We start from the raw sequence: 23,951 nt of genomic DNA, 5'->3' as shown, positions 1-23,951 counted from the left end.
ACACGGGCACATGATGCGGAAGACGAAGAGGCACAAGAGGATCCACGCCATCGCGACGGCAGGGGTCGCCGCGCTGGTCACCCTTGCCCTCCCGGGGTGCACGGCAGCCTCCGACGAGGTACGCGCCCCCAGCCCCACCGCCCCCGGGGCGGCCGGCACGACGACCGCCCCGGCCGCCGCCCCCACGCCGCCGGCCCCGTCCCCGACCTACGCCCTGTCCACGGCCCCGCGCACCATCCCGGCCGTACGGGAACACGAGCCGGCCCGCGGCCCCGGCTGGAAGCCCGCCCCCGGCGCCCGCGTGGTCGTCGCGCAGGACGACGCGGCCGCACTCGCCGACGAGGCCCGGCTGCTCGCCGGGGAACTGGGCCTCGCGTACGGCGAGGCGGCGGCGCCGCGCGCCGGCGACGTGGAGCTCTCGGTGGAGGGCTCGGGCAAGCCCGAGTCGTACACCCTCACCGTCAAGGACGGCCGCGTACGCATCAACGGCCCCGACGAAGCAGGGGTCTTCTACGGCACCCGCACCCTCAAGCAGGCCGTGCGCGCCGCAGGCACCGCCCCCGAGGGGACCGTACGGGACGGCCCGGCCAAACCCCAGCGCGGCCTCAACCTCGACATAGCGCGCAAGCACTTCACGCCCGACTGGATCAAGGGCCGGCTGCGCGAGATGGCCGATCTCAAACTCAACCAGCTCGGCCTGCACTTCTCCGACGACCAGGCCTTCCGGATCCAGTCCGACAGCCACCCCGAGATCGTCTCCACGCCGCACCTCACCAAGGCGCAGGTCCGCGACATCACGGCGCTCGCCTCCCGGCTGCACATCACGGTGGTCCCGGAGATCGACTCGCCCGGACACCTCGGCGCCGTGCTGCGCGCCCACCCCGACCTGCAACTGCGCGACGTGGGCGGCAAGGCCGTCAAGGGAGCGGTGGACATATCGAACCCGGCCTCGGCGAAGCTCATCGACGATCTGCTGCGCGAGTACCGGCCGCTCTTCCCCGGCGGCGCCTGGCACCTGGGCGCCGACGAGTACCAGGCACTGGTCGTCCGGGACCCGCAGGCCTCCTTCCCCCAGCTCGCACGCGCGGCGCAGCAGCGCTACGGGCCCTCGGCCCGCGTGCAGGACCTGGCCACGGGATGGCTGAACGACCGCGCCGCGGTGGTCCGCCCGTCGGGCAAGGCGCTCAAGGCGTGGAACGACGGCTTCTTCACCGGCGGGGTGACCAGCGCCGCCAAGGACATCCAGGTCGAGTACTGGACCGGCAAGGAGATCGGCGCACGCCCGCCGCTGGAGTACCTGCGCGAGGGCCGCAAGCTGGTGAACCTCAACGACGAGTACCTGTACTACGTGCTCGGCGAGCCGAACCAGTTCACCTACCCCACCGGCCGGCGGATCTACGAGCAGTGGACCCCGCTGGTCCTGCGCGGCACCACCCCGGTTCCGGCCTCCTACGACGGCCAGATCCTCGGCGGGCGCCTCGCCGTCTGGGCCGACCTGTCCGGCGCGCAGACCCAGGACCAGGTGGCGGCCGGCATCCGAATGCCGCTGGCCGCACTGTCACAGAAGGTGTGGGACGCGCGGACGCCGCAGCTGCCCTGGACGGACTTCCAGGCCCTCGCCGGCCGGCTCTGAGCGCCTCACACGTCCGCTGTGAGCGCCTCACACGTCCGCGCGCGGCCGGACCCGTCCGCGGCGGTGGCGGGCCCATTCGACGGCCGGCGGCAGGGCCGTCACCACCGTCAGGACCCAGGCTGCGGCGCAGCCCCAGAGCAGCGCCTCGGACACGGTCACCGAAGCCGCCACGAACAGCGCCGCCGTCACCGCGGCCCACACCCCGGCCCAGGCGGCGCGCCGCCGCCGGCGCCCCGACCGCAGCATCCGGTCGAGGGCGCGGTCGCCCTTGAGTTCTGCCTCGATCGCGGAGAGGGCGCGCTGCTCGCGATCGGAGAGGCCTGCTCCGTCCATCACGACGCACCTCCGCGGGCTGCCGCCGCCGGGCGCGGACCGCAGCCTGTGGGCTGCGGATACCCGGCCTGACGCGCGTCAACCCCCGGAGGCCGCCGCTACCGCCGAGCGACGTCACCAGATGGAGTTGACCCACTCCGGGTGGTCGATGAACGGGTTGCGGTTGTGCTGGTACACGTCGAATATCACCTGGTTGCGGCGCTGCTCGAAGGCGTCCGGCGGGTCCATCTGGTTCCACTGCTTCAGCAGGCTGATCCGGCCGAAGAGCGGGTCGGAGCCGTTGTTGACCTTGTCGTTCATCTCCAGGTTCGGGAAGCCGTCCCCGCCCTCGTAGCGGACGGCCATGTAGAGCAGCATGCGGGCCACGTCGCCCTTGACCGCGTCGCGGGGCTCGAAGGAGTCGGCGTCGGTCAGGCTGCCCGGTGCTTCGCCTACGGGGCTGCCGCCCTTGTCGAAATCCTTGTTGCCGCGGGTGCTGTTGACGGTGACGTCCTCGGGCCGCAGGTGGTGCAGGTCCGTTCCCGGGCCGGTGGCCGTGCCGAAGTCGCCGTGGCTCTTGGCCCAGACGTGCTCGCGGTTCCAGTCGTTGGCACCGCCGCCGTTCGTCGACTTGGACTGCGAGCGGCCGGAGTAGAGGAGGATGACGTTGTTCGGGTTCGCCGGGTCCTGGTCGGTCGCCTTCAGGGCGTTCCACACCCCGTCGTAGGTGACCTTGGACTGCGTCTTGATGATGTCGTGCAGGGCCGCCTTCAGGGCGGCACCGGTCTTGCCCTCGGCGGGCGCGTAGTACGAGTCGTACGAGGCGGCCGCGGCGGGGGCGGCCCCCGGGGTCCGGGGCGCCGCCGTGCCCCGCTGGCCGGCGGACGCGGCCGCCGGTACGGCGAACAGGGCGACGGCGGCGAGGCCGGCGGCCCAGGGGGTCAGGCGCGAGATTCTCATCGGGTGGGGGGTACCTCTCCGTACGCACCGTCCCCGCCCGGGGAATTGGCGGGGGATCAGGTGGCAGAGCGAGGATTACATTGTCATGTGCCCATCAGGCAAAAAACATGTGTCGGGGACGTGGAAGCCGGGGTGTGGGCCTCGATCGCCGCGGGCAGGGTAGCGATGGCCCCGGCGGGGCCGCCCGAACGTGAACCGCCTTGTCGACAGCCTCGTCTGGAGCAGCCCATGGCAGTGAAGATCCTCATCGTGACCGGCGACGCGGCCGAGTCGCTGGAGGTGCTGTATCCCTACCAGCGTCTGCGCGAGGAGGGGTACGAGGTCCACATCGCGGCCCCGCAGGTGAAGAAGCTGCGCTTCGTGGTCCACGACTTCGAGGACGGCTTCGACACCTACACCGAGAAGCCCGGCTACACCTGGCCCGCCGACCTGGCCTTCACCGACGTGGTGACCGAGGACTACGCGGCCCTGGTCGTCCCGGGCGGCCGGGCGCCCGAGTACCTGCGCAACGACCCCGAGGTGCGCCGGATCCTGGCCGCCTTCGCGGAAGCCGACAAGCCGATCGCGCAGATCTGCCACGGCCCGCTCATCACCGCCGCAGCCGGGGGCCTGACCGGCCGGAAGGTGACCGCGTACCCGGCGCTGGAGCTGGACATGAAGGCCGCGGGCGCCGATTTCGAGGACTCCGAGACGGTGGTCGACGGCACCCTGGTCTCGGCCAGGGCGTGGCCCGACCACTCGCGCTGGATGCGGGAGTTCCTGACCGTACTGCGCGGCAAGGCCCCGGTGGCCTGACCGGCGCGGCCGTCCCGGCCCCGCAGGACGCGCGGACGCACGGGTGGCGGTGACCCCGGCAAGGGGTCACCGCCACCCGTACGACGGGCGTCAGCTGCCCGTGGTGATCGCCGGAGCCGGCTCGTACTTGTAGTTCGAGCCGAAGTTCTTCTTCACGGCCGCTTCCCAGGACCCGTCCTGGACCATCTTCTTCAGCGCGTCGTTGATCTTGCGCTGGAGTTCCTTCTCGCCCTTCTTGACCCCGATGCCGTAGTTCTCGTTGCTGAGGTTCTGGCCCGTCAGCTTGAACTTGCCCTCGTTGCCCTTGCGGGCGGCGTACCCGGCCAGGATCGAGTTGTCCGTGGTCATCGCGTCGACGCGGCCCTCCTGCAGGGCGACGACGCAGTCCGAGTAGCCGCCGAGCTCCAGCAGGGCGGCCTTGGGGGCGAGGTTCTTCTTGAGGTTCTCGGCGGAGGTGGAACCCGTCACCGAGCACATCGTCTTGGAGTTGAGGTCCTCGGCCTTGGTGATGGAGGTGTCCTCGGCGCGGGTCAGCAGGTCCTGGTGGGCCACGAAGTACGGGCCCGCGAAGTCGACCTTCTCCTTGCGCTTCTCGTTGATCGAGTAGCTCGCGACGACGAATTCGACCTCGTTGTACTGGAGCAGCAGCTCGCGGTCGTTGCTGAGGACCTGCTTGAACTCGATCTGGTCCGGCTTGTAGCCGAGTTCCTTGGCCACGTAAGTGGCGACGTCCACGTCGAAACCGGTGAAGGTACCGCCGGTCTCCCGCATGCCGATGCCGGGCTGGTCGAACTTGATGCCGATGGACAGGGTCCCCTGGTCCTCTTCTCCGCCACCGCACCCGGAGGCGGTCAGGGCGAGGGCGATCACTGCGGCGACCGCGCCGGCCTGGGGAACCTTCATGCTTGCACTCTTTCCTGGGGGAACGCGGTACGCGTCACCGGGATCGCCGGGCGTGTGGAACCGCGGGGACGTACGACACGTCGAGACATGTGTACGAGGAAGCTAGGAAGAGGGCGGCCTTAGCGTCACTACATTTGAGCGAAACTTGAGGATAACGATCCGGCTCGACCGTAATTTCTTCGGTAAAACCGGGTCTCACCAGGAGAAAGGGGCGGGTGTGGGAACAGGTTCGGTACGGGTCGACGGGAATGCATTGGTTTTGGGAGAAGGGGTGCAGATCCGGTTCATACGGACCCTGCGCCTGCCCGAATCCGGAACGCACGCGCTGCCGCCGGGGCTGGGGGAATTCCCGCTGCGCCGGGTCGAGGACCACCCCGACACGGTCCCGCCGGAATGGCTGGCCAAGGGCGGCGTGATGCTGCCCGTCTACCTGCGCGAGGCGATGTGGCTGAGCTTCGGCGGCACCCGGACCCCCGCCGCCCTCCAGGTCGGCGTCGGCAAGGTGTGCGCCGTCTCCGGCGAGCGCTGGAGCGGCAGGCTGGCGCGCACCCCGCAGAACTACGTGGTGCTGCCCCGGCAGCCCTGGCTGGACGGCATCAACTCCGGGGACGGGACCGTGCGCCAGTTCGTCGCCGTGCCCCTGGGGCTCGGCGCGACGGTCGAGGGGCAGGTCACCGGTGAGGAGACCACCGGCGGCGTGCAGCTCCAGGCGTTCGAGCTGGGCCGCGAGGCGCTCGCGCAGTGGCACCGGGCCGAGCGGGCGCGACTGGCCCCGCCCCCGCCGTCCGGGGGCGAGGGGCTCTACGGAGCTCCGCCCGCGCAGGCCCCCGCGGGCGCGGGCTTCGGCGGCCCGGTCCCCGCGCCGATGATGGCCCCGCCCGCGCCGACGGGGGCTCCGGCGCCCCGTTCGGCGGCTCCCGGCGGCAGGTCGGGTCCGCCCGCCGCCCCCGCGATGGGGCTCGGCGTCGGCGGCAGCATGCAGCAGGAGGTCTACCGGGACGATCGCCCGCTCTCCGACTGGGCCGAGGAGCCGGCCGCGCGGGTCTTCGTGCACCTGGTGCCCCCGCCCGCATGGCGCGCGATCACCGGGGAGGAGGCGCCGCCCTCGCCGGTCGACCGGGCCGCCTACACCAAGGCGGGGCTGCCCTGGTTCGACTACTACGACGAATCGGCCACCGACCTGGCGCCGACCGACGCCCTGAGCGGGGTCAAGCCGGTGGGGGAGTGGCTCGGCGACGACCACGCCCCGTGGGCGGAGCCCGCCCCCGGCCAGGTCAAGCCGCTCGGGAACGCCCCGAGGCCGGGCAAACCCGTACAGGACGGCGACTGGTAGCCGCGGGGGCGCCGACGGCACGACCGGATCGGCCCGACTGGCCGGGAACGTACGGCCGTTCGGGCCGCGAAGGGGCGCCCGTGGGATCATGGGCGGGCAGTACCCGCAAACGAAGGGGGAGTTCGGTGACCGGTGTACGCAAGGGACTGGCGAAGGTGGAGGTCGCGCTGCGGTGGGACCCCAGCCCGGCCGGCACTCCCGCGAACGACCTCGACATCGTCGCGGCCGTGTACGCGGCCGCCGATCCGCACGGGACCCCCGTCCAGCTCGTGCACTTCGGCAGCCGGTCGCCGGACGGGACCATCAACCTCAACCGGGACAGCCACACCGGCCAGGGCTTCGGCTTCGACGAGGTCATGACGCTCGAACTGCACAGGATGGCCCCGGAGCTGGGCCGTGTGGTGATCGGAGTGGTCATCCAGGACACCGGCGCCGGAGCGGGCGGTGGCGAAGGCGGCGTGAAGACCTTCGCCGATGTCGCCGGCACGGGCTTCCGGATCCGGGAGGGGCACACCGACCTCGCCCAGGGCGATTTCGCGGGCGTGCCCGCCGCAACCGCCGCCACCGTCGCCGAGTTCACCCGGGACGCCTCGGGCGCCTGGTCGTTCGGCGTACGGCTGGCGGGCTTCGACACCGGCCCGGAGGAATTCACCCGGGCCATGGGCGGGGTCCGCTGAATGCGGCGGAGATCGTCGCCGAGCCGCTCAGAGCGGGCGGCGGCCACTCGGGTGAGTGGCCGCCGCCCGGTCCGGGTGGCGCGCTGCCGCCGTCCCCACGAGGCAGCGCGGGCGGGACGCCGTCCGGTCACCGGGACGACGGCCCGCCGGTTCAGGGGGCCTGGCCGGCCGCCGGCCGGGTGGGGCGGCCGGGCGCGAGACCCAGGGCCGGGAGCATGACCGCCTCCACGAACCGGACCAGGTAGTCGGCGTCGGCGTACCGTCCCTCCAGCACCGGCCGGATGCGCAGCACGCCCATCAGCTGGGCCGGCAGGAATTCCACGGCGGGATGGTCCGCGGCGATCTCGCCGCGCTCCACGGCCCGTCCCACCATCACGTCGAAGGCGGCCAGTTCGGGTTCGACCAGGGCCTCGCGCAGGGCGGCCTGGAGCGCCTCGTCACTGAGCACGGCGTGGCCGAGGGCCTGCGTCAGCCGGGTGTCCCGGCCGGAGGTGCCGGCCGCGATCCGGGCCGCCTCGCGCAGGTCGCCCGCCAGGGTCCCGGTGTCCACCGCGGCGAGGGTGCCCCGCCGGCCGGAGCGCAGGGCGGCGGCGACCAGCTGGGGCTTGGTCTTCCACTGCCGGTAGAGCGTGGACTTGCCACAGCTGGCCCGGGCGGCGATGCCCTCCATCGTCAGGGCCTCGTAGCCGTGCTCGCGCAGCTGTTCCAGGACGGCGTCGTAGAACTCCTGCTCCCGCTCCGGGGTGATCTTGGAGCGGCGCGCGGGGATCGGCGTCGACGTCATGGGTTGCGGCTCTCCTCGGGGCGCCTCGACTGCGGGTTCCGCTTCGAAGTGTACGGGAACGCGACCGTATCGGTACACCAGCGTATCGATACGCCAATGTATCGATACACTGGCGTGTCGCTGTGCGCGCAACAGGAAGAGAGACCGGGGGATGACCGCCCACACCACGCCTGCCGGGGCGCCGGCAGCCGGACCGAGAGCCGCTCGCCGACGCCTCATACGCGAGCTTCTGCTCGTCGCGGGCTTCTTCACCGTCTACAAGGCCGGCCGGCTGCTCTCGACCGACCGCACCGGCGAGGCCTTCCGCAACGCCGACTGGATCTGGGACGCCGAGCGCGCCCTGCGCCTGCCCGGCGAGGGCGCCGTGCAGCGGCTGCTGCTGCACGGCGACGCCCTCGTGACCACCGCGAACACCTACTACGCGGCCGTCCACTTCCCCGCCACCGCGCTCTTCCTGATCTGGCTCTACGTCCGGCGCCCCGCGCACTACCTGTGGACCCGCCGGGTGCTCGCCGTGCTCACCGCAGCCGCGCTCGTCCTGCACCTCGCCTACCCCCTCGCGCCCCCGCGGATGCTCCCCGCCGCCCGGCTCATCGACACCGGACAGGTCTACGGGCCCACCGTCTACCGGGCCGCTCCGGACGCCGACACGCTGGCCAACCAGTTCGCCGCGATGCCCTCCCTGCACTTCGGCTGGGCCCTGATGCTCGCGATCGGTGTGATCGCCGCGACCCGGGGCGGGAAGCGGTCGCGGTGGAGCCTGCTGTGGCTGCTGCACCCGCTGGTGACCCTGCTCGTGATAGTCGGCACGGCCAACCACTACTGGCTCGACGCGATCGTCGCAGCCGTCCTGCTCGGGATCGCCCTGCTGCTGGTCCCGCGGCCGCGCGCGGGCGCCCCGGACACCGACCCGGCGGACACCGGCGCCGCCGCCGGCGTGGACGCGCCGACCGCGGCCGGCCCCGCGGCGGATGCCGACACCGGGGCGCGGGACGCCGTACACGCACTGCCGCACCGCGAGAGCGCCGCCGAAACCGTGGGAGCGGGAAAGTGAACGACACCGCCCTCGCCGTCGGGCTCTGCCTCGCCTCGGCCGTGGCCTACGCGGCCGGAGCCGTCGCCCAGGAGCGGCTCGCCCGCGCCGGGGTCGCGCGCAGCGCCGGGGCGCTGCTGGGCTCCGGCGTCTGGTGGTGGTCGGCCGGACTGAACACGGCCGCCGCCCTGCTGCACGCCGCGGCCCTGCGCTACGGGCCCCTCACGCTGGTGCAGCCGCTCGGCGCGCTCACCCTGGTGGCCGCCGTCCCGATGGGTGCGCGCCGGGCCGGTCGCCGGGTGGCGGCCACCGAATGGCGCGGCACGCTCGCCACCGTCGCCGGCCTCGGCCTGCTGCTGCTCCCGGCCTCCGGGCCGGCCCCCGACGACACCCTCACGCTGGTGGAGGCGTCGGCGGTGTCCGGAGCCACCGTCGCCGTGATCCTGGCCCTGACCGCGGCGAAGGACCCGGGCTCGGGGCTGCGGCACGCCACCGCCTCCGGACTGGCGTCCGCTGTGGCCTCCGCGCTGACCCAGACCGTGGCCGTCGCCGGCGGCCGAGGAGGCTCCCTCTTCAGCGTCCGGGTCGTCGCCGTGGCCCTGCTCGTCGTCGTGTTCGCGGTCGGCGGGATGCTCCTTTCGCAGCGGGCCTACCGGGGCGGCGGCCTCGGCGCCCCGCTCGCCGTGGTGAACCTGGCCAACCCCCTCGCCGCGGCCGCCATCGGCGCGGTCCTGCTCGGCGAACGTCTCCAGGGCGGGGCGGTGGGCCTGCTGCTGGCGGCGGCCGGAGCGCTCGTGGCGGCGCGCGGCGTGGTGCTGCTGACCCGGGCGCCGGCCGCTCCGACGGGCGCCCCGGCTGCCCCGGCGGGAGCCCCGGCGGGAGCACCGGCGGCCCTGGTGCCGGCCGGCGCGGCCGAACTGGCCGTGCCACGGGGTCGGGTGCCGGTCTGATCCGGGCGGCCGCCCGACGTTGTACGGAAACGTTTCCCCTCATCGTGTCCCCCTGCGGCTCACGGCCGGGCCCATCGGGTTCCGGCCGTTGTCGTTCCGGCCGCACGCACCCCGCCGCCGCCGGAACGGGGCCCACTACCCTGGCCGCACCACGCGAAGTCACGAGAACGAGCAGCGAGGAACCGGCACCGAGATGAGCATCACCCCCGTCCCCACGGCCGACCTGTACGACGGGCACGGCGAAGCCCTCGACATCTGCACCACCGGCTTCCGCCAGTTCGGCGGCCGCCGGCTCTTCGCCGGCCCGGTGCGGACCGTCCGCTGCCACGAGGACAACGCCCTCCTGCGCGAACTCCTCCACACGCCGGGCGAGGGCGCCGTCCTCGTCGTGGACGGCGGCGGCTCCCCGCGCACCGCCCTGGTCGGCGACCTCATCGCCGGCGCGGCCGAACGCAACGGCTGGGCCGGCCTGATCATCAACGGCTCGGTCCGCGACAGCGTCGCCCTCGGCGGCCTCGACCTCGGCGTGAAGGCCCTGGGCACCGTCCCGCGCAAGAGCGGCAAGACCGGCGCCGGCGCCGTGGACGAGCCCGTCACCATCGGCGACGTCACCTTCCGCGCCGGGGACACCGTCCACGCCGACGACGACGGCGTGGTCGTCCTGCGCGGCTGACGTGGAGGGCTCCCGCCCGGCCGCGCACGCCAACTCGCGCCCGGCCACCCACGCCAACTCCCGGACGGCCACCCACGCCAACTCCCGGACGGCCGACGGCGGGAACTCCCGCCCGGCCGGCGACGAGAACCGGCCAGGGCCGGCCCGCCGGCCCTGGCAGCCGCCCGGCGCGCCGGGTTTCACTGCCGGTCCATGAGACGACACAGGATCACGGGCCTGCTCGGCGCGATCGCGCTGGCCGCCGGCACCCTGGCCGCCGCGGGACCCGCGCACGGCCTGCCCCGGACGGACCCGCCGCCCGCCGAGTTCGGCACCGACTGGCACGACCCCCTCACCGCCGCGCCGCCCGTCGCGCGCCCCTCGACCCGGTCCTGCCGGGTGACCCTCGCCGAGGCGCAGTTCCGCGACTTCACCCCCTACCGCGGCGACTACGCGCCACCCGCCGGCTGCGGCGCGGCCGACTGGGCGGCGGTGGTGCTCCGCCTCGATGGCAAGGTCAAGGGCCGCCAGTACGACCGGCTGGGCCACCTCTCCCTGGGCGGTGTGGAGATCCTGCGCACCTCCACGCCCCAGCCCTCGCCCGACGGCATCACCTGGTCCGTCGAGAAGGACGTCACCCGCTACCGCGACACCCTCACCCGCCCGCAGCCCGTCGAGATGCTCATCGGCAACGTCGTCGACGACACCTACACCGGCGTCATCGACGTCAAGGTGACCCTGACCTTCTACGCGGCCGAGGGACGCACCCGGGCACCCGACACCCCCGACCGCGTGCTGCCCCTCACCACCCCGGTGATCACCACCCCCCGCAACACCGAACGGCTGCTGGCCGAGGTGTACGCCACCGGCTCCGGCGGCGGCTGCGAGGAGTACTGGTACATGACCACCCCCGCCGGAGCCCCGTACTCCTGCACGGCGGACGGCGGCCCCCACCGCGAGGTCCGCGTCTCCGTCGACGGGCGGCTCGCCGGCATCGCCGCACCCTTCCCCACCGTCTGGACCGGCGGCTGGTCCAACCCGTTCCTCTGGTACGTCACCCCCGGCCCGCGCGCCTTCGACGTCCAGCCGATCCGCTACGACCTCACCCCCTACGCCGCCCTCCTCAACGACGGCCGCCCGCACCGCATCGAGGTGACCGTCGCCGGACTGCCCGCCGGACAGAGCGGCTGGAGCACCCCCACCAACCTGCTGCTGTGGCAGGACCAGGCGCGCCAGGTCGTCACCGGCGCCCTCACCCGGCACGAGGAGGGCGCCCCGTCGGGCCACTCCCGCTGGACGCCCGCCGGCCCCGGCGGACAGCACCGGGTGGACACCGAGGGCGCGCACCGCCTGACCGTCGCCGGGTACCTGAACACCTCCCGCGGGCGGGTGGACACCACCGTCACCCGCTCCGTGCACCACACCTCCGCCCACCGCTGGACCGAGGGCGAGAACCTCGACGCGCTCACCGCGACCTGGACCGACGAGGAGAGCGTGACCCACGGGCCGACGACCACCCGGACCGACCGCACCTACACGATGGACGGCGAGACCACCCTCGGCGCCGGCGACCGCCTGCGCACGGTCCTCTCCCTCGGCGACCGCGCGGACACCGTCACCCTGCGCGGCGGCCGGACCGTCGACGCCTCCCGCCTCGACGACCGGTACACGGGCGACGCCACCTACACCGCGAACGTCCCGCGGGACCAGCGCCACGCGGTCGCCACCACCTCCGCCCGCCACCGGCTGTACGGGTCGCAGGCGCCCGGCGGGTGCTACGACCGCACGGTGGGCACCACCCAGGGAACGGTCACGGTGGACCGGCGACGCTGCTGACGGTGGCGGCGCCTACGATGATCCGCCATGGACACGAGTGAGGCCGGCAGACAGCTGATCGACGGGCGCTTCGAATTGGTCGCGCCCCTGGGCAGCGGCGGCATGGGTACCGTTTGGCGGGCGCGCGACATCGCCCTGCACCGCGAGGTCGCGCTCAAGGAGGTCCGCCCGCCGGACCCGGCGACCGCCGCCGCCCAGCCCGGCCTCGCGGACCAGATGCGCGAACGCGCCGTCCGCGAGGCACGCGCCCTCGCCCGTCTCGCCCACCCCCACGTCGTGACCATCCACCACATCGTCGAGCCCGCGCAGGGCACCGACGGGCACCCGTGGATCGTCATGGAGATGGTCCGCGGCGGGTCCCTGCACGACCGCCTGGAGTCCGGCCCGATGCCGCCCGCGGAGGTGGTGCGGCTCGGCCTCGACGTGCTGTCGGCGCTGTGCGCCGCGCACGCCGAGGGGATCCTCCACCGCGACGTGAAGCCGGCCAACGTGCTGCTGCGTCCCGACGGTTCGGCCGTGCTGACCGACTTCGGCATCGCCGCGCTGCACGACTCCACGGGGCTCACCGCGACCGGCGTGCTGATCGGCTCGCCGGAGTACATCGCGCCCGAGCGGGTCCGCGGCGAGGAGGGGCTGGCCGCCTCCGACCTGTGGTCGCTCGGCATGCTGCTGTACGTGGCCGCCGAGGGGGCCAATCCGCTGCGCCGGGCCACCAGCCTGGCCACGGTCGTCGCCGTGCTCGACGAGCCGATCCCCGCGCCGGTGCGGTCGGGCCCGCTGGGGCCCGTGCTGGAGCGGCTGCTCGTACGGGACCCGGCCGCGCGGCCCGACGGCGCACGGCTGGAACAACTGCTCCGGGACGCGAGCGCTGCTCTGGGTGCCGGTGCCGGTGCCGGTGCCAGTGCCGGTGCCGCGCCCTTTGCCGCGCCGCCGGTCGCCTCCCCGGCCGTGCCGGGCCCGTACGGGCAGTTCGGTCCGTACGCGCCCACGCCCGCCGGCACCCCGCACGCCGCGCACACCCCGCCGCCGTACGGCTCGGGCGCCTCCCCGTACGCGACCCCCACCACGCCCGTCCCGGTGGCCTCCGGCCCGCGCCGGCGCCCGGCCCTGATCGGTGCCGCGCTCACCGCGGTGCTGGCGGCCGGCGTGTTCGGCATCGTCCAGCTGCTGCCCGACGGGAACTCCGGCGACGACAAGGCGAAGGGCGCCGCCACCGCCACCGCCTCCGCCACCCCGCCCGCGCGGGACGCCTCCTCGGCCCCCGCCCCGAAGGCGAGCGCGCAGAAGGCGGACGCGCCCCGCGGCAGCATGATGACGCCGGGGAACGTCCGCACCGCCCTGGAGGCGTTCAAGAAGCAGACGGGGACGACCACCTTCGTCGACATGACGCTCTACGACGGCTACATCCTCGCCTCCATCCCCACGGCCGCCGGCGCCGAGACCGTCGACTCCTGGCAGTACCGGGACGGCGTGGCCAGCCGCACGGGGCCGGACGGCACGGTCGAGGAGGGGGAGCCGCTGATCGACATGGCCGCGGTCAACTGGGACGCGCTGCCCGGCCTGCTGGAGCAGGCCAAGAAGGACCTGAAGGTCGAGAAGCCGACCTCGCGCCACGTCATCGTCGACCCCTGGATGATGGACCAGGCCCCCTCCATCCGCACCTACCTCAGCGACGAGTACGGGCGCGGCGGTTACGTCCTGTGGGGCATCGACGGCAGCCTCAGGAAGGTCTACGGCTCCTGAGCCGGCGTTCCCGTCACGTCCCCCGTCACGTCACCCCCGTACCGTCCCCCGCTCAGGCGTACACCGAGGAGCCCGACCCACCATGCCCAGCTGGCGCACCACCCTCACGACGGCCGGGATATCCGGCACCCGGCTGCGGGACGACTACACGCACGCCGCCCGCCGGGTGCTCCGTCGCGAGAGCGCGCCGTACCTGGCGCTGCGACTGCTCGCCGCGCCGCCCCTGGTACCGGCCCTCGCAGCCGGTCTCGCCTTCATGAACCTCGTCGACGACGTGGCCGAGACCGGAACCCCGCAGCAACGGGCCGCGGGCCTCACCGCCTTGACCGAGCGCGTCGAGGCCGCCCTCAAGACCGGGGACAGCCCCGACCCCGTGCTGCGGGCCTACGCCCACGCGGTGGAATCCCGGGGCCTGCCCGGGCACTGGGTGTCCCGCTTCCTCGCGGGCGCCGCCACCGCGGAGGCCGCCTTCGACGGCTTCGCCGACGAGGCGGACTTCCAGGCCTACCTCGACGCCTACGCCTGGCCCGGCGTGCTCGTCTTCACGGGACTGCAGTACCAGGGCGGCCCCGACCCCGAACAGGCCGCCGGCTGGCGCCGGTTCGTCGACGCAGCCCAGCGCGTCGACTTCCTCGCCGACCTCCACGGCGACCTCGCCGACGGCCGGCTCTGCCTCCCGCGCGCCCGCCTCGACGAGCACTCCGTGACCCGGGCCGACCTGGAGGCGGCCCGTGACACCCCTGCCGTACGGGCCCTCCTCGCCGACGAGACCCGCCGCGCCCGCGCGGCCCTCGACGCCACCCACGGCCTCCTCGACCTCGCGGAGCCCGGCCTGCGCCCCGTCATCGCCACCATGGCGGACCTCATGGCGCACCAACTGAGCGCCGTCGAGCGGGCCGGCGCAGGCGCCCTGCGCCGGGACGTCGGCTACGGGATCGTCGCACCCCTGCGGATCCTGCTGCGCGCCGCCCGGCGCCGCCCGGCCGTCTAGTAGGCGCCGTTGACGTTGTCGATGGAGCCGTAGCGGGCGGCCGCGTAGTTGCAGGCCGCGGTGATGTTGGCCACCGGGTCGTAGGAGTCCAGCGAAGTGCCGGGCACGTGATAGGCCTTGAAGGTCGGGTCGATGACCTGGAGCAGACCCTTCGAGGGGATTCCGTTCTGGGCGTTGATGTCCCAGAGGTTGATCGCCTTGGGGTTGCCCGAGGACTCCCGCATCACGTTGCGGTGAATTCCGTTGTAGCTTCCGGGAATACCGTGCTTGGCCATCACGTCGAGGGACTCGCGGATCCACCCGTCGAGATTGTTCGGGTAGGAGGACGCCGGCTTGGCGGCCGTCTTCACCGCGGTCTTGGCCGCGGTCTTGGCCGCGGTGGCGGCCTTCGCCTGGGCGCCGATGGTCAGTTTGATGCCGGGCCGGATGACCGACGGGTTGTCGCCGACGACCGCGCGGTTCGCCTCGTAGAGCTGCTTCCATCCGCCACTGACGGAGTGGTCCGCGGCGATCTCCGAAAGGGTGTCGCCGACGACCACGGAATACGTGGTGGGAGGGGCGTTCACCGTGGTGACCGCGTTCACCACGGTGGCCGCGGTGACGGTGGTCACCGTGGCTGCCGGTGCGCTCGTCCCGGCCGCGCCTGCGGTGGTCGCGCTGATCAGCGGGAGCGTGAGGGCCGCGCCACCCGTGCCGGCAAGGGCCAGCTTGCGGGTGATCGGGTTCTGCTTCGGCCGACGGTGCTTACCCTTTGCAGGCATGGCGGAATTCCTCACGTGGGGGGACGGGAGATCCGGGTCGGCAGCGCCGTATTCGGCTGCTCACCACCTGGAGTGAGGTGACCGTAGGTGAGCCCGCCGGGAGCGAACAAGCCCCGAATTCCACCCATAGATCGACATCCCGCTATCCGCCCCGGAAATGACCTTGTGGGCATGGCGACGAAAAGGCCGATTTCCTTTCCGGGAAAAGGGAATCGGCCTCTTGCGGGAAATGATGTTGACCTGGTCCGCGTGACTGACATCACGGGGTGGCGGCCCTGGGGTCAATCAGGGCAAGTCCGCTCTCTGTTGGCCTCATTCGGGCGACTCGCGCTTAGGGGTTAAAACGCCCATCCGAGACTCTTTCCGGCGTGTGCGTCCTCCTCACGCCTCCCCGGTCCGGGCCTTCGGGAGCGCGGCCAGCCGCTCCAGGGCGGCCGTCACCGCCGCCTGCGAGGCCGGCAGGAGGGGAAGCCGTACGTCGGGGGTCGGGATGCGGCCCTGGGCGTGGAGCACGCCCTTGACGACGCCCGGACTGGGCTCGGCGAAGGCGGCCGCGGACAGCCCGGCGAGCGCGTGGCCCAGCGTCCGGGCGTGTACCGCGTCCCCCGCCCGCCAGGCAGCGGCGAGCTCCGCGAACCGGTCCGTCGCCAGATGGGCCGAGGCGAGGATCCCGCCCGACGCGCCCAGCGCGAGCATCGCCGACACGTGCGCGTCGTCCCCGGCCAGCACGTGGAAACCGGCCGGCCGGTCGCCGAGCAGTTCCACCGCGTCCTGGTCGAGGGTGCCGACCGCGTACTTCACCCCGACGACCCCGGGGAGCGAGCCGAGGGCCCGCAGTGTGGCGGCGCCCAGCGGCTGCCCCGTGCGGTACGGGACGTGATAGACGACCAGCGGTACGGGGCTCACCGCGGCCAGCCGCTCGAAGTGCGCCAACACCCCGGCCGCCGAAGGCCGTACGAACGACGGAACCGTGACCAGCGCCGCCCCCGCCTGCGGCCACCGCGCCAGCCCGGCCAGCGAGGCCTCCGCGGCCCTGGTGCCGGACGCCCCCGCGCCGACGGTCAGCACGGCGCCGCGCCCGTCGCATACCCGGGCGCACACGCCCGTGACGAGGTCGCGCTCCTCCTCGTCGAGGGCGGCCGCCTCCCCGGTGGTGCCGAGGGCGACGATTCCGGTGGCCCCCGCGTCGAGCACCTCGTGGGCGAGCGCCTCCAGGGCCCCGGCGGCGACCTCCCCGCTGGGTGCGAAGGGGGTGACGAGCGGTACGTGGATCCCGTGGAGCGGGACCGCCCCGGCGATGCCCCGGGGGGCCGCACCCGCGATGCCCTGCGGGGTCTTCCTTGCGGTGTCCTGCGTCGTGTCCTGTGCCATGCCCACGAGCCTGACCCGCTCCGAGCGGCAAATCCAGTTCACGTTTCTTACCCAACCCGTAAGCTGAGCCGATGCTCGACGTACGACGTCTGCGCCTGCTGCGCGAACTCGCCCGCCGCGGCACCATCGCCGCCGTCGCCGAGGCGCTCTCCTTCAGCCCTTCGGCGGTGTCCCAGCAGCTCGGCGTGCTGGAGCGGGAGGCCGGCCTGCCCCTGCTGGAACGCACCGGACGGCGGGTCCGGCTCACCCCCGCCGGGCAGAACCTGGTCCGGCACGCCGAGGCGGTCCTGGAGCGGCTGGAACAGGCCGACGCCGACCTCGCCGAAGCCCGCGGCGGCCTCGCGGGAGCCCTGCGCATCGGAGCCTTCCCCACCGCCTCCCGCGCGATCGTCCCGGCCGCCCTGGTGGCCCTCGCCCGCCGCCATCCCGGGCTGGAGCCGATGGTCTGCGAGACCGATCCGGCGGCGGTCGCCCACGCCCTGCGGGCCGGGGACCTCGACGTCGCCCTCGTCCACGCCTACGACTTCGTACCCGCCGAGCGCGAGCCGGGACTGACCACCGAACCCCTGTACGGCGAGGCGATGTACCTGGCCGAGCCCGCCGCGGGAACACCCGGTACACCCGGTATGCCTGGCACGCCCGGGGCGCCCGGGGCGACCGCGCCCGACCAGGACGCGGTCCTGCGCGCACACGCGGGATCGCCCTGGATCACCGCCACCCCCGGCACCCTCTGCCACGCCATGACCGTGCGGGCCTGCCAGGCCGCCGGCTTCACGCCCCGGGTGCGCCACCAGGTGGACGAGTTCGCCACCGTGCTCGCGCTGGTCGCGGCGGGCCAGGGCGTGGCCGTCGTACCCCAGCTCGGGGTCACGGGCCCCGCCGACCCTTGCGTGCACCTCACCCGACTGGTCATGCAGCGGCGCACCAACCTCGCCTTCCGCAGCGGAGCCGCCGCCCACCCGGCCGTGGCTGCCTTCGGCGCGGCACTTCGCGCCGCCGTACCGCCGGATCTGGCCGGGTCGCGCGCCGAAGCGTGACACAACTCCCTTACCGGGTGCCGTCCGTGTACGTTCGTTGATCCAGACCGAACCGATCAGAACGGGGTACGACGTGACGCATCGCGTACGAGGGGTCATCGCCCGGAGCAAGGGCGCACCGGTGGAGACGACGACGATCCTCGTGCCCGACCCGGGACCGGGCGAGGCGCTCGTCCGGGTGCAGGCCTGCGGGGTCTGCCACACCGACCTGCACTACCGCGAAGGCGGGATCAACGACGAATTCCCCTTCCTGCTCGGCCACGAGGCCGCCGGAATCGTGGAGTCCGTCGGCCCGGACGTCACCTCCGTGGCCCCCGGCGACTTCGTCGTCCTCAACTGGCGTGCGGTGTGCGGCACCTGTCGGGCCTGCAAGCGCGGACGCCCCTGGTACTGCTTCGCCACGCACAACGCCACCCAGCCCATGACCCTGGAGGACGGCACCCCGCTCTCCCCGGCCCTCGGCATCGGCTCCTTCGCCGAGAAGACCCTGGTCGCGGCCGGCCAGTGCACCAAGGTGGACCCGGCCGCCTCCCCGGCCGCCGCCGGACTCCTCGGCTGCGGGGTGATGGCCGGTCTCGGCGCCGCCCTCAACACCGGCAACGTCGGACGGGGCGACTCCGTCGCCGTCATCGGCTGCGGGGGAGTGGGCAACGCCGCCGTGGCCGGTGCCCGGCTGGCCGGCGCCTCGCGGATCATCGCGGTGGACCTGGACGACCGGAAGCTGGAGTGGGCGCGCGGCCTCGGCGCCACGCACACCGTCAACGGCCGCACCGAGGACGTCGTCAAGGCCGTCCAGGCCCTCACCGGCGGCAACGGCGCCGACGTGGTCATCGACGCCGTGGGCCGCCCCGAGACCTACCAGCAGGCCTTCTACGCGCGCGACCTCGCCGGGACGGTGGTCCTGGTCGGAGTGCCGACCCCGGAGATGAAGCTCGAACTCCCGCTCCTGGACGTCTTCGGCCGCGGCGGCGCCCTGAAGTCCTCCTGGTACGGCGACTGCCTGCCCGAGCGCGACTTCCCCCTGCTGATCGACCTCTACCTGCAGGGGCGGCTCGACCTGGACGCCTTCGTCTCCGAGACCATCCCGCTCGACGGGGTCGAGGAGGCCTTCGCCCGGATGGAACGCGGCGAGGTGCTGCGCTCGGTCGTCGAGTTCTGACGCAGCCCCGGCGACCCGGCGGTCAGGCCGCCGGCCTTCCGCGCGCTCCGGCCCACCCCGGTCGCCGCGCGGAAGGCCGGGAGGGCCGGTAAGGCCCCCGGGGCCCCTGAGCCCCGGACAGGTCATAGACTCGGGCGGACCGCCGCGCCCGCCCGCGCCTGACCCGGCCGGGGCGCGGAAATCCGTACCTCGTATCCCTGGGGGCCGTCCGTGACCGTCGTCCACAGCTACCGCCAGCCCGGCACGGTCCTCACCGACCACCGGTTCTCCGTCCCCCTGGACCACGCCTGCCCGGACGGGGAGCGGATCGAGCTGTACGGCCGCGAGGTGGTCGCCACCGGCAAGGACCCGGAGTCCCTGCCCTGGCTGCTGTACCTGGAGGGCGGCCCGGGCTTCGGCGCCCGCCGCTTCGTCGGCCGGCAGGCCTGGCTGGAGCGGGCCCTGCAGGACTACCGGGTGCTGCTGCTGGACCAGCGCGGCACCGGCCGGTCCACCCCGGTGAACCGGCAGACGCTGCCCCTGCGCGGCACCCCCGCCCAGCAGGCGGACCACCTCGCCCACTTCCGCGCCGACTCCATCGTCCGTGACGCCGAGGCCATCCGCCCCGGTCTGACCGGCGGCGCGCCCTGGACCGTGCTCGGCCAGAGCTTCGGCGGCTTCTGCGCGGTCCGCTACCTCTCCAGCGCGCCCGAGGGCCTCACCGCGGCCCTGATCACCGGCGGCCTGCCGTCGCTGACCGCCACCGCGGACGAGGTGTACCGGGCCGCCTTCCCCCGCATCGAGAGCAAGAACCGGGCCCACTACGCCCGTTACCCGATGGACGCCGAGCGGGCCCGCCGGATCGCCGCCCACCTCGCGGAGCGGCCGGCCGAACTCCCCGGCGGCCACGTCCTGACCGTCGAGGCCTTCCAGTCCCTCGGCATCCTCCTCGGCGGCGGCGACGGCAGCCACCAGCTGCACTACCTGCTGGAGGACGCCTTCGTGCCGACCCCCGCGGGACCGGCGCTCTCCGACGCCTTCCTGGAAGGCGCCCGCGCCCTCCTCTCCTTCGCCGGACACCCCCTCTACGCGCTGGTCCACGAGGCGATCTACGCCCAGGACCCGGCCGCCCCCACGGCTTGGGCCGCCGAACGCGTCCGGGCGGACCACCCCCGCTTCGACGCCCGCAAGGCCCTCGCCGGCGACGAGCCCCTGCTCTTCACCGGCGAGACCATCCACCCCTGGCACTTCACCACAGACCCGGCCCTCGCCCCGCTGCGCGAGACCGCCGACCTGCTGGCCGCCCGTACGGGCTGGCAGCCCCTCTACGACCCGGAGCGGCTGGCGGCCAACGAGGTGCCGGTGGCCGCGGCGGTCTACCACGACGACATGTACGTGGACACGGCGGACTCCCTGCGCACGGCCCGCGCCGTCCGAGGCCTGCGCACCTGGGTGACGGACGAGTTCGAACACGACGGCCTCCGCGCGGGCGGCCCCCGCGTCCTGGACCGCCTGCTGGCCCTCGTGCACGACGACGCCTGAGCGGAAGGGCTCAGCAGGGGTCCACGAAGGGGCGGGTGAGGTGGGCCGTGGCCAGGAGGGCGCCGCGTCGCGCCGCCTGCGCCAGCAGGCGCTCGCGGGAGGCGCGGGCGGCGGGCCGGTCGCGTTCGTGCGAGTACGGGACCGCCGGATCGGCCAGCTGCACGGCGTGCACCAGGACGTCGCCGGTGATCAGTACGTCGCGGCCGGCCGGGCCCTGCTCCACCAGCACCGACTGGTGGCCGGGTGTGTGACCCGGCGTCGGCAGCAGGGTGATCCCCGTCCCCAGCCGGTGCGTGCCGTCCACCTCGTGGAGCTGTCCGGTGGCCCGCAGCGGGGCCACCGTCCACTCCCACACCGGGTCGGCCCGGTCGAGGGCGGCCACCTCCGCCCGCTGGACGACATGGCGCGCGGCGGGGAAGAAGGGTTCACCGCCGGGCCCCGAGGTCCAGCCCGCGTGGTCCTCGTGCAGATGGGTCAGCACCACCGTCTCCACGTCCGCCGGTGCGATACCTGCCTCCGCGAGGGCGGCCGGCAGCCGTCCGGGCACCGGCGCCCAGCCGGCGGCGGGCCCGTCCGCCGGTCCGACCCCCGCGTCCACCAGCACCCACCGGCCGCCCGGCCGCGCGACGGCGAAGCACCGGAAGTCCAGCCGCCAGGAACCGCCGGGACCGGCCGCGCCCGGATCCAGCAGCGCGGCGCGCGCCCAGTCGGCCCCGTCCGCGCCGGGGAAGGCCACCCCGGCGGGCTCGAAGAAGGTTCCCGTGGCGTCCAGGAGGGCCACTACCAGCCCGTGTCGGTCCATTCACCTATTGTGCGACGCATGACCGAACAACGTGATCTGCAGGCCCCCTTGGAACCCATGCCCACCGACTGGCAGCGCGCCCTCGCCGTCGTGGCCCACCCGGACGACCTGGAATACGGGTGCGCGGCCGCCATCGCGGACTGGACGGACGGCGGCCGCGAGGTCGTCTACCTCCTGGCCACCCGTGGCGAGGCGGGCATCGACTCCGTCGCCCCCGCCGAGTGCGCCCCGCTGCGCGAGGCCGAACAGCGTGCGAGCGCAGCCGTGGTCGGGGTGTCCGCGGTGGAGTTCCTCGACCACCGCGACGGCATCGTCGAGTACGGTCTCGGCCTGCGCCGGGACATCGCGGCCGCCATCCGCCGGCACCGCCCCGAGCTGGTCATCACCCTCAACCATCGCGACACGTGGGGCGGGGAGCAGGGCGGCGGTTACTGGAACACCCCCGACCACAAGGCCGTCGGCCGGGCCACCCTGGACGCGGCCGCCGACGCCGGCAACCGCTGGATCTTCCCCGAACTCATCTCCGAGCAGGGCCTGGAGCCGTGGGACGGGGTCCGCTGGGTCGCGGTCGCCGGTACCACCACGCCCACGCACGCCGCCGACGCGGGCCCCGGCCTGGAGCGTTCGATCCTGTCCCTGCTGGAGCACAAGGCCTACATCGCGGCGCTGACGGACCAGGACCCGGAGGAGTACGTCCGTACCTTCCTCACCGGCAACGCCGAACGGGTGGCGGCGCGGTACGAGGGACGCCCGGCGGTCGCGTTCGAGGTCTTCCCCCGCTGACCTCTCCACCCCTAGTCTGACGGTCCGTCAGGAAATGGGAGCTGTCGAGCCGGGGGTGCGGACAAGGTGATCGACACCATCTCCACGGAGATCGCGGAGGGCGAGGAGCGGATCCGCCTCGAGGTCGCGGAGGGCGTGGCCGTCCTCACCCTCTGCCGCCCCGACAAGCTCAACGGCTGGAGCTGGGAGTCCAGCCGCCAGCTGGGTCTGCTCGCCGACCGGATCCGCTTCGACCCCTCGGTGCGCGCCGTGCTGCTGCGGGCCGAGGGCCGGGCCTTCTGCGCCGGCATCGACGTGACCGCCCCGGGCGGTGGCATCGAGGGCGCAACGACCGCCGAACGCACCCGCAACTACTACGAGGGCATCCGCTGGGTCCACGAGCGCTTCACGGTCCTCGCCCGGCTCCCGCAGCCCGTCGTGGCCGCCGTCCAGGGCTACTGCCTGGGCTTCGGTTTCGAGTTGGCGCTGATGGCCGACGTCCGGGTGGCGGCGCGGGACGCCGTCTTCGCCCTGCCGGAGGCCCGGCTGGGCGTGGCGGTGGACGCGGGCGGCGACCTGCGCATCGCCCGCGAGGCGGGCGCGGGCTGGGCGAAGTTCCTGGCCCTGACCGGCCGCCGGATCGACGTGGCGACCGCCGAGCGTCTGGGCCTGGTCCAAGTCGTCGTCGAGAACGAGGACTTGGAGGCCGCCTCCCGCGCCCTGGCCGCGGAGATCGCGGCCAACGCGCCCCTCGCGGTCCAGGGCATCAAGCGGGCGGTCGACGCCTACGCCGACGCAGCCCTGCCCGCGGCCCTCGACCGGGTGGCGATGGCCGCGGCCCTCACGCTGGCCTCGGACGACGCCCGCGAGGGCTACACCGCCAAGGCGGAGCGCCGCCCGCCCCGCTTCACGGGGGGCTGACCCTCCGCGCTATCCCCGGCCCGGAGGCGGAGCCGACGGGCGGGGTCCGCCCGGGCGGGCGGTGAAGGGACCGCGCCCCAGCTGCTCACGTACCGGGACCACCTCCGGGCTGACCACCGTCCGGCGCTGCCAGTTGGCGCCGTCGACGACCAGGGTGTGGCCGGTGACGAACCGGGCGTACGGCGAGGCCAGGAAGGTCGCGGCCCAGCCCAGTTCACGCGGCACCCCGACCCGCAGCGCCGGCTGCCGGGCGTCCTTGGCGCCGGGCGCTGCGTGTTCGAGGCCGCCCCGGACGTCCGCGGTCATGTCGGCGTGCGGGAACAGGCCCGGGACGAGCCCGTTGACCTGGATGCCGTACGGCCCCCACTCCACGGCGAGGGTCTCCACGAGGTTCTTGACCCCGGCCTTGGCGGCGGCGCTGTGTGCGAAACCCGGCCCGCCCGTCCAGGCGTACGAGGCGCCGATGTTGACGATCGACCCGGGGGTGCCCGCCGCGAGGTGGCGGCGGCCGAACTCGCGGGTCATGAACCACGTGCCGGTCAGGGTGATGTCGACGACCGCCCGCCAGGCGTTGGGGGAGAGGTCCTCCGCCGGGGACGGGAAGTTGGCGGCCGCGTTGTTGACCAGTACGTCCGGCAGCCCGAGCGCCGCCTGCGCCGCGTCGAAGACCTCCGCGACCCGCTCCGGGTCCCGGATGTCGCAGACGGCGGCGCTCACCCGGCCCGCGCCCGGTACGGCCGCCAGCTCGTCCCGCGCCGCCTGGAGCTGCCCGAGGCGCCGGCCCGCGATCAGCAGGTCGGCGCCGAGCCGGGCGAACTCGGTGGCCACGGCCTTGCCCAGCCCGGTGCCGCCGCCGGTCACGAGGACCACCTGCCCGGCGTACGTACCGGAGGGCAGGGCGGCGGCGCCGAGGGGCGGAGGCGCGGGCAGGCCGTGCTGAGGGTTCTCCATGCGCCCATCGATAGCGTGTGGGCGCTCAGATCACCATGGCGCGGACGCCCCGGCCTTGAGGGCC

23 protein-coding genes are annotated in these 23,951 nt (G+C 74.0%); 15 read left to right on the top strand and 8 right to left on the bottom strand.

Translation table 11 applies throughout. The annotated features are described in order from the left end of the window. Positions 1-10: 10 nt before the first annotated feature. Positions 11-1,633 carry a beta-N-acetylhexosaminidase gene (locus IG86_RS0113780; RefSeq protein WP_030820298.1) on the top strand — a complete coding sequence of 541 codons (1,623 nt, stop codon included), beginning with the start codon at positions 11-13 and terminating at the stop codon, positions 1,631-1,633. Positions 1,634-1,660: 27 nt separating this feature from the next. On the opposite strand, the gene IG86_RS0113775 is transcribed toward IG86_RS0113780, so the two are convergent. Further along, positions 1,661-1,966, bottom strand: coding sequence for a DUF3040 domain-containing protein (locus tag IG86_RS0113775; protein WP_030820296.1), 306 nt, complete (start codon positions 1,964-1,966; stop codon positions 1,661-1,663). A 114-nt stretch (positions 1,967-2,080) separates the two neighbouring features. Further along, positions 2,081-2,905 carry an endonuclease I family protein gene (locus tag IG86_RS0113770; RefSeq protein WP_030820294.1) on the bottom strand — a complete coding sequence of 275 codons (825 nt, stop codon included), beginning with the start codon at positions 2,903-2,905 and terminating at the stop codon, positions 2,081-2,083. 228 nt (positions 2,906-3,133) lie between these two features. Between IG86_RS0113770 and IG86_RS0113765 the strand changes: the two genes are divergently transcribed. Continuing rightward, entirely contained in the window at positions 3,134-3,700 is a 567-nt protein-coding gene (locus IG86_RS0113765) for a DJ-1/PfpI family protein (RefSeq protein WP_030820292.1), read from the top strand. Positions 3,701-3,790: 90 nt separating this feature from the next. Here IG86_RS0113765 and IG86_RS0113760 read toward each other — a convergent pair whose 3' ends face one another. Then, positions 3,791-4,603: a glutamate ABC transporter substrate-binding protein gene (locus IG86_RS0113760; protein ID WP_030820290.1), complete on the bottom strand. Its 813-nt coding sequence runs from the start codon at positions 4,601-4,603 to the stop codon at positions 3,791-3,793. Between the two features lie 217 nt (positions 4,604-4,820). On the opposite strand from IG86_RS0113760, the gene IG86_RS0113755 reads away from it, so the two are divergent. Further along, on the top strand, positions 4,821-5,936 hold the full coding sequence (locus IG86_RS0113755) for a hypothetical protein (protein ID WP_030896993.1): 1,116 nt from the start codon (positions 4,821-4,823) through the stop codon (positions 5,934-5,936). 125 nt (positions 5,937-6,061) lie between these two features. Then, positions 6,062-6,613: a TerD family protein gene (locus IG86_RS0113750; RefSeq protein ID WP_030820287.1), complete on the top strand. Its 552-nt coding sequence runs from the start codon at positions 6,062-6,064 to the stop codon at positions 6,611-6,613. 151 nt (positions 6,614-6,764) lie between these two features. On the opposite strand, the gene IG86_RS0113745 is transcribed toward IG86_RS0113750, so the two are convergent. Then, on the bottom strand, positions 6,765-7,397 hold the full coding sequence (locus IG86_RS0113745; protein WP_045937167.1) for a TetR/AcrR family transcriptional regulator: 633 nt from the start codon (positions 7,395-7,397) through the stop codon (positions 6,765-6,767). A gap of 151 nt (positions 7,398-7,548) precedes the next feature. Here IG86_RS0113745 and IG86_RS0113740 point away from each other — a divergent pair, with 151 nt between their 5' ends. The 6 genes from IG86_RS0113740 to IG86_RS0113710 all read left to right on the top strand — a co-directional run bounded on the left by IG86_RS0113740 (position 7,549) and on the right by IG86_RS0113710 (position 14,602). Further along, positions 7,549-8,451, top strand: a complete 903-nt coding sequence (locus tag IG86_RS0113740) for a phosphatase PAP2 family protein (protein ID WP_078848525.1) — start codon at positions 7,549-7,551, stop codon at positions 8,449-8,451. After that, positions 8,448-9,380 (top strand): DMT family transporter, encoded by a 933-nt coding sequence (locus IG86_RS0113735; RefSeq protein ID WP_051785153.1) that lies wholly within the window; start codon positions 8,448-8,450, stop codon positions 9,378-9,380. Before IG86_RS0113740 ends, IG86_RS0113735 begins: the two co-directional genes overlap by 4 nt. Positions 9,381-9,573: 193 nt before the next feature. After that, positions 9,574-10,053, top strand: coding sequence for a ribonuclease E activity regulator RraA (rraA, locus tag IG86_RS0113730; protein ID WP_030896989.1), 480 nt, complete (start codon positions 9,574-9,576; stop codon positions 10,051-10,053). A gap of 192 nt (positions 10,054-10,245) precedes the next feature. Beyond that, entirely contained in the window at positions 10,246-11,868 is a 1,623-nt protein-coding gene (locus IG86_RS0113720) for a peptide-N4-asparagine amidase (RefSeq protein ID WP_030820276.1), read from the top strand. A gap of 27 nt (positions 11,869-11,895) precedes the next feature. Beyond that, on the top strand, positions 11,896-13,611 hold the full coding sequence (locus IG86_RS0113715) for a serine/threonine-protein kinase (protein ID WP_030896987.1): 1,716 nt from the start codon (positions 11,896-11,898) through the stop codon (positions 13,609-13,611). 82 nt (positions 13,612-13,693) lie between these two features. Further along, positions 13,694-14,602 carry a phytoene/squalene synthase family protein gene (locus tag IG86_RS0113710; RefSeq protein ID WP_051785152.1) on the top strand — a complete coding sequence of 303 codons (909 nt, stop codon included), beginning with the start codon at positions 13,694-13,696 and terminating at the stop codon, positions 14,600-14,602. On the opposite strand, the gene IG86_RS0113705 is transcribed toward IG86_RS0113710, so the two are convergent. Next, positions 14,599-15,363 (bottom strand): transglycosylase SLT domain-containing protein, encoded by a 765-nt coding sequence (locus tag IG86_RS0113705; protein ID WP_030896983.1) that lies wholly within the window; start codon positions 15,361-15,363, stop codon positions 14,599-14,601. The two genes, IG86_RS0113710 and IG86_RS0113705, sit on opposite strands and share 4 nt — an antisense overlap. Positions 15,364-15,744: 381 nt before the next feature. Continuing rightward, the gene (locus IG86_RS0113700; protein WP_078905895.1) at positions 15,745-16,734 is read right to left on the bottom strand and encodes a dihydrodipicolinate synthase family protein; all 990 of its coding nucleotides are present in this window, start codon (positions 16,732-16,734) and stop codon (positions 15,745-15,747) included. Positions 16,735-16,805: 71 nt separating this feature from the next. On the opposite strand from IG86_RS0113700, the gene IG86_RS0113695 reads away from it, so the two are divergent. The 3 genes from IG86_RS0113695 (at position 16,806) to IG86_RS0113685 (ending at position 20,451) form a co-directional block, all read left to right on the top strand. After that, positions 16,806-17,771 carry a LysR family transcriptional regulator gene (locus tag IG86_RS0113695; RefSeq protein ID WP_030896980.1) on the top strand — a complete coding sequence of 322 codons (966 nt, stop codon included), beginning with the start codon at positions 16,806-16,808 and terminating at the stop codon, positions 17,769-17,771. Between the two features lie 73 nt (positions 17,772-17,844). After that, positions 17,845-18,930 (top strand): S-(hydroxymethyl)mycothiol dehydrogenase, encoded by a 1,086-nt coding sequence (locus IG86_RS0113690; protein WP_030820264.1) that lies wholly within the window; start codon positions 17,845-17,847, stop codon positions 18,928-18,930. A gap of 210 nt (positions 18,931-19,140) precedes the next feature. Continuing rightward, complete coding sequence (locus IG86_RS0113685) at positions 19,141-20,451, top strand: alpha/beta fold hydrolase (protein ID WP_030820262.1); 1,311 nt, start codon at positions 19,141-19,143, stop codon at positions 20,449-20,451. A gap of 10 nt (positions 20,452-20,461) precedes the next feature. Here IG86_RS0113685 and IG86_RS0113680 read toward each other — a convergent pair whose 3' ends face one another. After that, positions 20,462-21,253, bottom strand: a complete 792-nt coding sequence (locus tag IG86_RS0113680) for an MBL fold metallo-hydrolase (protein ID WP_030896977.1) — start codon at positions 21,251-21,253, stop codon at positions 20,462-20,464. Between the two features lie 18 nt (positions 21,254-21,271). Between IG86_RS0113680 and IG86_RS0113675 the strand changes: the two genes are divergently transcribed. Beyond that, on the top strand, positions 21,272-22,036 hold the full coding sequence (locus IG86_RS0113675; RefSeq protein WP_030820258.1) for a PIG-L deacetylase family protein: 765 nt from the start codon (positions 21,272-21,274) through the stop codon (positions 22,034-22,036). A 66-nt stretch (positions 22,037-22,102) separates the two neighbouring features. Further along, positions 22,103-22,936 carry an enoyl-CoA hydratase/isomerase family protein gene (locus IG86_RS0113670; protein ID WP_030820256.1) on the top strand — a complete coding sequence of 278 codons (834 nt, stop codon included), beginning with the start codon at positions 22,103-22,105 and terminating at the stop codon, positions 22,934-22,936. Positions 22,937-22,945: 9 nt separating this feature from the next. On the opposite strand, the gene IG86_RS0113665 is transcribed toward IG86_RS0113670, so the two are convergent. Then, complete coding sequence (locus IG86_RS0113665; RefSeq protein ID WP_045937165.1) at positions 22,946-23,887, bottom strand: SDR family oxidoreductase; 942 nt, start codon at positions 23,885-23,887, stop codon at positions 22,946-22,948. Between the last annotated feature and the right edge of the window lie 64 nt (positions 23,888-23,951).

The sequence above is a fragment of the Streptomyces virginiae genome, from assembly GCF_000720455.1.
GTDB classification, from domain to species: Bacteria; Actinomycetota; Actinomycetes; order Streptomycetales; family Streptomycetaceae; genus Streptomyces; species Streptomyces virginiae.
This window is presented reverse-complemented; position numbering and strand designations above follow the sequence as displayed.